The organism is Tardiphaga sp. (assembly GCF_044336785.1).
GTDB lineage: Bacteria > Pseudomonadota > Alphaproteobacteria > Rhizobiales > Xanthobacteraceae > Tardiphaga.
In genome coordinates this window covers 59,106-69,361 of record NZ_JBIIOT010000019.1, presented here as the reverse complement: position 1 = coordinate 69,361, position 10,256 = coordinate 59,106, and the positions used below count along the sequence as shown (strand labels likewise).

Here is a 10,256-nt window from a genome sequence, read left to right as displayed (position 1 = left end):
GCCGCGACCGGCATCGCCGGCGCGGGCAGCCTCGATGGTGGCGTTGAGCGCCAGCAGATTGGTCTGGCCAGCGATGGTGTTGATCAGCTCGACCACCGCGCCGATGCGGCCGGCTGCGCGCGACAACTCGCCGACACGGTCATTGGTCTTCTGCGCCTGAGTAACTGCAGCGCTTGCGATGCGCGACGATTCCTGAACCTGGCGGCTGATCTCGTTGATGGAGGACGTCATCTCCTCAGTCGAGGACGCCACCGACTGCACATTGGTCGATGCTTCTTCCGACGCTGCCGCGACCATGGTGGTGAGCTCCTGCGAGCGCTCAGCCGTCGAGGTGAGCGTGCCCGCGGAACCTTCCAGCTCGCTCGATGCGGACGACACCGCTTCGACGATCTGGCCGACGGCGGCCTCGAAATCATCGGCAAGCCTGACCATGTCGCGACGACGTTGCAGGGCAGCCTGCTGGTCCTGTGTCAGCTTGGCTTCAGCTTCGATACGCGCCTTCTCCTCGGCCTTGACCTTGAAGCCCTCGACTGCGCGCGCCATGTCGCCGACTTCGTCCTTCCGCGCCAAGCCCGGCAGAACAACGCTGAAATCACCGTCCGCGAGGCGCTTCATGCCAGCGGTCAGGCCGGACAGCGGGCCGATGATGCTGCGGGCGATCAGGAATGCGATGACCACACCGATCAGGGTGGAAGCCGCAGCGACAACCGCCTGCAGCGTCGTGGTAGCCGAAATCTGCTCATTGGTCGCGGCAACCGTCTGCGATTGCGCCTGCTGTATGCCGGCCTTGACGACCTCGACACGGGCGATCGCATTGACAATGAGAGGACTGATCGACTTGTTGAAGATCGCATCCGATGCCTGCATGCTGGCGGCGGCCTTTTCGAACAGCGATGCGTAGCTCTTCAGATTGGTGCGGATGGTGCCAAACAGCGTCGCCAGCGTCGGCGGCATCTGCATCTTTTCCATCTCGCCGATCTGCTGCTCGGCAATGCGCGCCTGATCCTTGAAGGCCTCGATGTGCTTCTCGTCACGGCTGCTGAAGAAGCGCCAGTTGGCGATCTGCACCATCAGCGTGTCGGATTCGAGCTTGGTCGAGCCCTGACCATATGTGGTGTTGCGGGTGCTGATCGTGAGCTTGCGCAGGCTGGATGACAGTTTGTCGCCGGCCTCCTGCAGCACTTCCCGCCCGGCCACCACCTGCTTCACCGCGTCGCCCAGCGCCTGCCGCTGCCTGGTCACCTCGGCGACATCCTTCGCGATGGCTTGATAGGCGGTACGACGCTCTTCGGAGCGGCTCGCCTTCATCACCGTATCGACGCTTGTCGCCAGACTGGCCAGGCGCCTATCCGCATCCGCGATCGATGCTTCATCCTGATCGAAGGAGTAACGCAGGATGGCGCCGCGCACCGCCTGCAGCTCCGACGCCACTTCGGCAGCACGGATCGTGTTGTTCGACAGATGGGTCATGGAGCCGACCCGCGTGCTCACTTCGGTCATCTGCCAGACTGCGAAGGCAGAACTCGCCAATCCGAACAGAACCAGGGCGCCGAAACCGCCATAGAGGCGGCCGCGGATGCGAAGATTGAGCAACGACATTACAGGCATTCCTTGCTGGATCGACGTAACGTTAGGCAGCCCGGACCGAGTCCAGGAACCTGCCGACTTCAAGCTTGAGACGTCCGCTCTCGCTGGACAGCGACTGCGCGGCGGAGAGAACCTGTGACGAGGCCGAGCCGGTCGCCGTGGCACCGCGCTGGACATCGGAGATATTGGCGCTCACTTGCATGGTGCCATGGGCCGCTTGCTGGACGTTGCGCGCGATTTCCTGGGTCGCGGCGCCCTGCTCCTCGACAGCGGACGCGATGGTCGATGCGATCTCGGACATGCGGCCGATGGTGTTGCCGATCTCGGCAATCGCATTCACCGATTCCCGCGTCGCCGCCTGGATGCCGGAAATCTGCTGCGAGATTTCGCTGGTCGCACTCGCCGTCTGCTGGGCGAGTGTCTTCACTTCAGATGCAACCACCGCAAAGCCGCGGCCGGCATCACCGGCACGTGCCGCCTCGATGGTCGCGTTGAGGGCGAGAAGGTTGGTCTGGCTGGCGATGGTGTTGATCAGGTCGACCACATCACCGATGCGCGCCGCAGCCTTCGCCAGCTCGGCGACACGTTCATTGGTCTTGCGGGCCTGCTCCACCGCGGAATTGGCGATGCTTGCGGATTCCTGCACCTGCCGGCTGATCTCGTTGATCGAGGACGACATCTCTTCAGTCGATGAGGCCACAGCCTGGACATTGCCCGATGCTTCGTCGGAGGCATTGGCGACCGCCACAGTGAGCTGCTTGGCCTGCTCGGCAGTTGCCGTGAGGCCGCCTGCAGAATCTTCCAGCTGCGACGATGCCGAGGAGACATTGTCGACGATGTTGCCGACCGCCCGCTCGAAACCATCGGCGAGATCGGCCATTTCGCGCCGGCGCGCTGCCGCGGCCTGGCTGTCCTGATCGATCCGCGCCGCGGCTTCATCGCGCGCCTTGCGTTCAGCATTGTCGCGGATCACCGACACGGTCTTGGCAATATCGCCAATTTCATCGCCGCGCCGCGCACCGGGAATCACCACGTCGAGATCGCCACCAGCCATCCGGCCCATAGCCGCATTGAGACGCGTCATCGGCCGAGCTACGCCGAAGAAGCTGAACACCATCGACCCGATCAGAACCGTGACGACAGCGACACCGAGGGCGAGATTGATCTGGCCTGAGCGTTCCATGGTCGCTGCAGCCTGATTTCGCGCATCCGCTACGGCCTGTTTGGCAGCAACCACAGCTGCCGACACCAGCTCGCCGGCGGCAGCCGCTGTCGGCGTCAGTTTCTTGCGGACGATGTCGCTCTTCTGGTCGTTGATCTGGATGGCTTCATCGGTCGCCGCCATGAATTTCCGCATGTCGGCACTGAGCTGCGTCAGCCCGTTCTGCACCAGTTCGCTGTCCTCGATCACGCTGGCCTTGGCAAGCGCGTCGTTCAGCACTTTCGCCTTGGTGACGATCAGCCCCTTTTGAACGATTTCGTTCAGCGAAGCATAGCGCCAGGCAGCCGCCTGCACGGCATTGACGGCATTGTCGGCGGCTTTCAGGTGATTTTCGACGTCGGCCCAGTTCGGCGCCTGATTCACCGCGGTGGTGAGGCGCATCTGTTCGAGATGCCTGTTCCAGTCGAGCACGGCGACATTGCGCGTGCGGTAGAGATCCAGCAGTTTCTTCTGTAGCGCGGCGATCTCATCGGCCGCCCCGACGTAAGACGCCGTCAGTGCCTTGATCTTCGCGAAATTGTCCCGGTTTTCCTGGCGAAGCGCCATCGCGATATTGCCATCGAGGATCGTATCCTGCGCGGCTTTCGCCGCCTTGATCTCGGCGACGCTCTTGTCCATCTCCGGCGTCGTGATCGCGATGCGCAGGCTCTGGCTGGCTGTCTGCATGCTGCGCATCAGCGCATCCGCTTCGCGCGCGCCGTCAGCGATCTGCTGCTGGACATCGGCACGGCGATTGACGTCGGAGACCTCGGTCTCCGTATGCATTTGATTGGCAACCACGCCGATGGACAACAGGATGCCGATCAATCCGGCCAAACCGAGCTTGTTGCCGACGCGGTTTATCTTCGCCATGCCACTTACTTCCCGCAACGGCATAGACCGGCCCGCGCGCAGACGAAGCCTGCACGGCTGGAGGCGGCGCTGCCAACAGACGCTAAACATCGGAGTTATTGAAGCAGCAACACCATGCACTGCCCGCGATGACGACGACCTTGCGGGTCAGGGGCAATAGCCGCGAACCGTGGGGCCTGTTCTCGCGGGTTCAGGAGTACCACCGGATTCCTGACACAATCGTTAATTGCCGGGCTAGGCAGCATCCACCGCGCTGCACAAACTTAGTGCAAGCCAGCGATCAAATTGCAGGCGTCAGTGTGACAGAATCTTCGACAGGAATTGCTGCGCGCGATCGCTGCGCGGATGGCCGAAGAAGTCCTCCTTCTGCGCATCCTCGACGATCTCACCAGCATCCATGAAGATGACGCGGTTGGCGACCTTCTTGGCAAAACCCATTTCATGGGTCACCACCATCATGGTCATGCCTTCCTTGGCGAGTTCGACCATGACGTCGAGCACTTCATTGATCATCTCCGGATCGAGCGCCGAGGTCGGCTCGTCGAACAACATGCAGATCGGATCCATCACCAGCGCGCGCGCAATTGCCACGCGCTGCTGCTGACCACCCGAGAGCTGGCCGGGATATTTCTCCGCATGGGCGGTGAGGCCGACGCGCTCCAGCATCGCCATCGCCTTCTTGCGCGCCGCTTCTTCCTTGCGGCCGAGCACGATGGTCTGGCCGAGGCAGAGATTCTCGACGATCTTCAGATGCGGAAACAGTTCGAAGTGCTGAAACACCATGCCGACGCGCGAACGCAGCTTCGGCAGGTCTTTTTTCATCTTGGTGACATCGAGCCCGTCAACCGTGATGGTGCCTTCCTGGACGGGCTCCAGCGCGTTCACGGTCTTGATGAGCGTCGATTTGCCGGAGCCCGACGGGCCGCAGACGACAACGACCTCGCCCTTCTCCACTTGCGTCGTGCAGTCCTTCAGCACCTGAAACTGCGGATTGTACCACTTGCTGACTTTGTCGAGGGTGATCATGGGCATGGGGACAACCGTACTGGCTAGCGGATGATGCTGATGCGCTTCTGCAAGCGCTTCACGAAGAAGGAGGCAGTGAAACTGATCGCGAAATAGACCACCGCGGCGAACAGATACATTTCAGTCAGGCGGCCGTCGCGCTGCGCAACCTTGGACGCAGCACCGAGAAAGTCCGTGATCGACAGCACGTAAACCAGCGACGTGTCCTGAAACAGCACGATGGTCTGCGTGAAAATCACGGGCAGCATGTTGCGGAAGGCCTGTGGCAGCACGACATAGCGCATCACTTCGCGATAGTTGAAGCCGATGGCATAGCCCGCATTGACCTGGCCGCGTGGCACCGACTGGATGCCGGCGCGCATGATCTCGGCAAAGTAGGCGGCTTCGAACAGCGTGAATGTGATGATGGTCGATGTATAGGCGCCCACCTGCACCGGCTGATCGGCGCGAATGATCCACTGCCCGATATAGGGGCTGAGGAAGTAGAACAGGAAGATCACCAGCACCAGCGGCAACGAGCGCATCAGGTTGACATAGCTCGCAGCGACGCCGGAAAGAACTGCATTGGATGACAGTCGCATCATCGCGATCAACGTGCCCAGGATCAGGCCGAAGAAGGTTGCGATGGCTGTGAGCGTCAGGGTGAAAACCATGCCCTGATAGAAGAGGTAGGGAAGGCTGCGCCAGATGACATCGAAATCGAATGTGCTGAACATCGCTTATTTCCCCACATTGAAGCCGGGGATGACCAGCCGTTTTTCGATCAGACGCATGCCGATGGTGACGACGGCGCTCAGCAGCAGATAGATGCCCGCCGCAGCGGTGAAAGCCTCGAAGACCTGAAACGAGAATTCCTGCATCGAGCGCGCCTGCGCAGTGAGTTCGAGCACGCCGATCGTCAGCGCTGGCGCCGTGTTCTTGATCGTGTTCAAGAATTCCGACGTCAGCGGCGGGAAGATGATGCGATAGGCCAGCGGCAGCAGGATGTAGCGATAGGTCTGCCAGGTGGTGAGACCGATCGCCGTGCCCGCCATGCGCTGCCCCTTCGGCAATGCATTGATGCCGGCGGTGACCTGCGTGGCCACGCGCGAGGACATGTAGAAGCCAAGCCCGAGCATCGCGGCAATGAAAGGCCCGTTGCGCAGCTGCTTGACCCACATGCCGAATTCGCCCGGCAACAATTCCGGAACGACGAAAAACCAGATGAACAGCTGCACCAGCAGCGGGATGTTACGGAACAGCTCGATATAGGCATTGCCGATCAGAACCGGCCAGCGCGACGGTAGCGTGCGCATGATGCCGACGACCGAGCCGAGCACGAAAGCGATGATCCAGGCCACCAGCGCGAGCAGGACCGTGACCTGAAGTCCGCTCATCAGCGAGGCAAAATAGGTCCCAGTCGCATCCGGCGTCTGGTCCCAGAAGATCCCCCAGTTCCAATTATAGTTCACCTAGCGCCCCCGATACGCAGTCTGACAAGCTCTCATGCAATGGCTGGGCCATTGCCTATCCTCCGTCATGCGCGGGCTTGCCCCGCGTATTACCGTCGTTGCCATCAGCAGCGAAAGACGTGGATGGCCGGGACAAGCCCGGCCATGACGGAGTTAGCAGCAATTACAGATAAGCGTCCGGATCAGCCGAATCCGATGGCTTGGCAAAAGCCTTGGTCTGTTCCGGGCCCATCGGCACGTTGAGGTTCAGACCCTTCGGGGGGATCTTCTGAGTGAACCACTTTTCGTACAGTTTTGCGCCTTCCGGGCTCTTGTAGAGATCGGCCGTCGCGGTGTCGGCGACCTTCTTGAAGGCGTCGTCGCCCTTGCGCAGCATGATGCCGTACGGCTCGGGCTTCGAGAACGCGTCCTTCGAAATCACGTAGGCATTGGGATCACGCGCGCCAGCAGCGAGCGAAGCGAGCAGGATGTCATCCATCACGAAGGCGACCGCACGATCCGTCTCGACCATGAGGAACGCTTCCGCGTGATCCTTGGCCGGCACGATATTGATGCCAAGGCTGCGCGCGGCATTCGCTTCGGTCAGCTGCTTGATATTGGTGGTGCCGGAGGTCGAGACCACCGTCTTGCCCTTCAGATCGTCAATCTTTTCGAGCTTGGCAGTCTTCTTGGAAACGAAGCGGCTGGCGGTGAGGAAGTGGGTGTTGGTGAACGACACCTGCTTCTGGCGATCCGCATTATTGGTGGTGGAGCCGCATTCGAGATCGACGGTGCCATTGGCGATCAGCGGGATGCGCGTCGCCGAAGTCACGGGATTGAGCTTCACTTCGATCTTGTCGTTCTTCAGCTCCTTCTTCACCGCCTCGACAATCTTGTAGCAGATGTCCATGGCGAAGCCGACGGGCTTCTGATTGTCATCGAGATAAGAGAACGGCACCGAGGAATCGCGGAAGCCGATGGTGATGGCCCCGGTGTCCTTGATTTTCTTGAGCGTGCCGGTGAGCTCTTGCGCACTGGCCTGGTTTGCGAAAGCGGCGGCGATCACGCCCCCCAACAGAAAAAGTCGTTTCATAGTCCCTCTCCTCACAACTCCGGTCTCACACCGGGCTCCTCCGAGCACACTGGCATGTCCGCCCGTCATGCTTGCACAAACGGGGCCAAACGCAAATGCCTCCTCCGGCAAATCACGGATAAGCCGGGCGAGTGCGGAAGTGATACGCTTAAAGGAGGTGGTTGGTTCTCGCGTGTCCGACGAAAGATGGAGAACGCGATCAGGCGGATCGTCGCAGTATGACGATCCTGCTACAGAGATCAGGCAAGTGCTGCGACGCCGATCGTCCGGCGCTGCTTTTGCGCTGCGACAGCCTCGCCGAAGGCGAGAAAGAGTGTGCGGTTGATCGGATTGATCTGCGGATCATATTCGGCATGCCATTGCACCCCGAGCGCGAAGCTCGGTGCATCCGCAATACGAATGGCCTCGATGGTCCCGTCCTCGGCGATGCCCTCGACCACCACCCGCTCACCAGGCATCTCGATGCCCTGCCCGTGCAGCGAATTGACCGTGATGGTCTCGCGCTTGAGCAGGCTGGCGAAGGTGCCGTTGCTGGTCAGATGCACGTCGTGACGATCAGCGAAGACCACGGCGGGGTCGGGATGGATTTCGCCATTTTCGAGCCGCGGCATCCGGTGATTCATGCGGCCCGGAATTTCGCGGATTTCCGGATGCAGCGTGCCGCCAAAGGCGACATTCATTTCCTGCAGGCCGCGGCAGATCCCGAAGATCGGCACGCCGCGCGTGACGCACGCCTCCACCATCGCCAATGCCACATCGTCGCGCCCGTTGTCGTAAGGCTCGTGACGCACACAGGCCTGCATGCCGAATCGGGCGGGATGGACATTGGCGCGAGCGCCGGTGAGCAGGATGCCGTCGACGATATTTAGCACTTCGGCGATATCGGTGATGTCGGGTGTACCGGCGAACATCATAGGCAAGGCGCCAGCGACCTCGGCCACCGCGCGAAGATTGTTTTCTCCGGCCGCCTGGACGGAGAATCGGTTCTCAATGCGGTAGGCGTTGCCGATCACGCCAATGACTGGCCGGGACTTCACTGCCATCGCTTCCGGTCGAACACATTATGACGGAACGACGATAACCGAGATTTGCTGCGAAAACGATACGCAATGGAACAGAAGCCCCATCTTTCCGCGCATGGGAGAAAAATCGACTGATGCAGGAAGGCGAAGCACCTACGCTCAACCCATCGTACAGACTGTCGATGTTTGGAAACCTGGACCGAAGGGCAGGATGGTGGGCGCGACAGGGATCGAACCTGTGACCCCTTCCATGTCAAGGAAGTGCTCTCCCGCTGAGCTACGCGCCCTAAGAACCGGTCGTTACGGGTAGGCGGTCTATAACGGGTCGGACCCGGCGAGGCAAGGATGCCGGGGCGCCAATTACGACCGTTTGTGAAGAAAAACCGACAGCCTCAGGCCGCCAGCATCTTGTTCACTTCGCTGACCAATTCGCGCAGGTGCACGGGTTTGGCCAGAACCTTGGCGTTCTTCGGCGCCTCGGAGTCCGAATTCAGCGCCACGGCGGCGAAGCCGGTGATGAACATGATCTTGATGTCCGGATCGAGTTCGCTGGCGCGGCGGGCCAGCTCGATACCGTCCATTTCCGGCATCACGATATCCGTTAGAAGCATTTCAAAGGGTTCTTCGCGCAGCCTCTGATAGGCTGACATGCCGTTATCGTGGTGCGACACCGAGAACCCGGCGTTTTCCAGCGCCTTCACCAGGAACCGGCGCATGTCATTGTCGTCTTCGGCGAGAAGGATCTTGTGCATGGCTGTGAGACGTCGAACCCGAATGAGGAAAACCTGGCACCCACTAAGCCCCGTGGTTGGTAAATTTCGGGTGAAGTTTGCGCCGCGGGCATGTGGATAACCGTTTCATTATGGTGCGCCAGATTGCGATCCAGAGCAACAGAACCGGTTTTCCGCGGCGGATGAGGTCCGGACGACCGTTGCATGATCGCGCGCGGATACCGACAATGACATCTCGCAAATTGCCGGTTTTCTGCCAGACTGGTGGTCCAGAAGAACGTGCCTGCAGGGACGAAACGCGACGATGACCCAGTTTGACGGTGAGCTGTCGCCCCCCTTCGAGATCAACGAGCCCTCCGCATGGCGGGCGCCGATCATTTTCAACTCGCCCCACTCCGGCACCGTCTATCCCGCCGAATTCCTCAGCGCCTCGCGAATCGATATCGCGTCCCTTCGCCGTTCCGAGGATTCGTTCATGGACGATCTGATCGGCGGCCTGGCCAATCGCGGCTTCCCGGTGGTGCGGGTGCATTTCCCGCGCTCTTATGTGGACGTCAATCGCGAGCCCTATGAGCTCGACCCCCGGATGTTCACGGGCCGGCTGCCGAGCTTCGCCAATACCCGCTCCATGCGCGTCGCCGGCGGGCTTGGCACCATCCCGCGCGTGGTCGGCGACGGCCAGGAGATCTATCGCGAGCGGCTGAATGTGGACGACGCCCTCACCCGCATCGAGAGCCTCTACAAGCCCTATCACCGCGCTTTGCGCCGCCTGATCAACAAGGCCTACCAGACCTTCGGCACGGCCATTCTGGTCGATTGTCACTCGATGCCCTCGATCGGCATCGCCCGCGAAGAGCCGCGCCGGCCCGACGTGGTGATCGGCGACCGCTACGGCACCAGCTGCGCCGGGCTTCTCACCGATGTGGTGGAGGATACGTATCGGCGGCTTGGCTATTCGATCGGCCGCAACAAGCCCTATGCCGGCGGCTTCATAACCGAGCATTACGGCAACCCGGCCAGCGGCCTCCATGCCGTCCAGATCGAGCTGAACCGCTCCATCTATATGGACGAGCGCAAGCGCGAGCGGACCGCACGCTTCGACCAGATCGCCGATGACTTCACGGTTCTGGCGGACGCCCTGATCGACATTCCGCTCCGTCTGCTCGGCCCGTTCCAGACGGCGGCGGAGTGACCTTCCGCAGTTGCCGCGCTCAGCCGCCGCAGAGACTGACAGCGGACTAATTTACCTGCGGCAAATCGTGCAAAACAGCTGGATACCCCACTCTTTTACCA

General features: G+C 61.0%; 9 protein-coding genes and 1 tRNA gene. 1 reads left to right on the top strand and 9 read right to left on the bottom strand.

Annotated elements, in window-relative coordinates; all coding sequences use genetic code 11:
- The 9 genes from ACIQ2A_RS08520 to cpdR all read right to left on the bottom strand — a co-directional run.
- On the bottom strand, positions 1-1,599 hold a 1,599-nt coding region (locus ACIQ2A_RS08520; protein ID WP_398477853.1), incomplete at its 3' end, for a methyl-accepting chemotaxis protein.
- Positions 1,600-1,630: 31 nt separating this feature from the next.
- A complete protein-coding gene (locus tag ACIQ2A_RS08515; RefSeq protein WP_398477851.1) occupies positions 1,631-3,661 on the bottom strand; it encodes a methyl-accepting chemotaxis protein in 2,031 nt (676 codons plus the stop codon).
- 294 nt (positions 3,662-3,955) lie between these two features.
- Entirely contained in the window at positions 3,956-4,687 is a 732-nt protein-coding gene (locus ACIQ2A_RS08510) for an amino acid ABC transporter ATP-binding protein (RefSeq protein ID WP_398477859.1), read from the bottom strand.
- Between the two features lie 23 nt (positions 4,688-4,710).
- Positions 4,711-5,403 carry an amino acid ABC transporter permease gene (locus ACIQ2A_RS08505; protein ID WP_398477849.1) on the bottom strand — a complete coding sequence of 231 codons (693 nt, stop codon included), beginning with the start codon at positions 5,401-5,403 and terminating at the stop codon, positions 4,711-4,713.
- 3 nt (positions 5,404-5,406) lie between these two features.
- Complete coding sequence (locus ACIQ2A_RS08500) at positions 5,407-6,138, bottom strand: amino acid ABC transporter permease (RefSeq protein ID WP_398477847.1); 732 nt, start codon at positions 6,136-6,138, stop codon at positions 5,407-5,409.
- Between the two features lie 163 nt (positions 6,139-6,301).
- Entirely contained in the window at positions 6,302-7,210 is a 909-nt protein-coding gene (locus ACIQ2A_RS08495; protein ID WP_398477845.1) for an amino acid ABC transporter substrate-binding protein, read from the bottom strand.
- Between the two features lie 239 nt (positions 7,211-7,449).
- Positions 7,450-8,253 (bottom strand): gamma-glutamyl-gamma-aminobutyrate hydrolase family protein, encoded by an 804-nt coding sequence (locus ACIQ2A_RS08490; protein ID WP_398477842.1) that lies wholly within the window; start codon positions 8,251-8,253, stop codon positions 7,450-7,452.
- 191 nt (positions 8,254-8,444) lie between these two features.
- Positions 8,445-8,519: transfer RNA gene (locus tag ACIQ2A_RS08485), tRNA-Val, on the bottom strand.
- Between the two features lie 105 nt (positions 8,520-8,624).
- Entirely contained in the window at positions 8,625-8,984 is a 360-nt protein-coding gene (cpdR, locus tag ACIQ2A_RS08480; RefSeq protein ID WP_211910339.1) for a cell cycle two-component system response regulator CpdR, read from the bottom strand.
- Positions 8,985-9,267: 283 nt separating this feature from the next.
- Between cpdR and ACIQ2A_RS08475 the strand changes: the two genes are divergently transcribed.
- Positions 9,268-10,155 (top strand): N-formylglutamate amidohydrolase, encoded by an 888-nt coding sequence (locus ACIQ2A_RS08475; RefSeq protein WP_398477840.1) that lies wholly within the window; start codon positions 9,268-9,270, stop codon positions 10,153-10,155.
- The last annotated feature ends 101 nt before the right edge of the window (positions 10,156-10,256 follow it).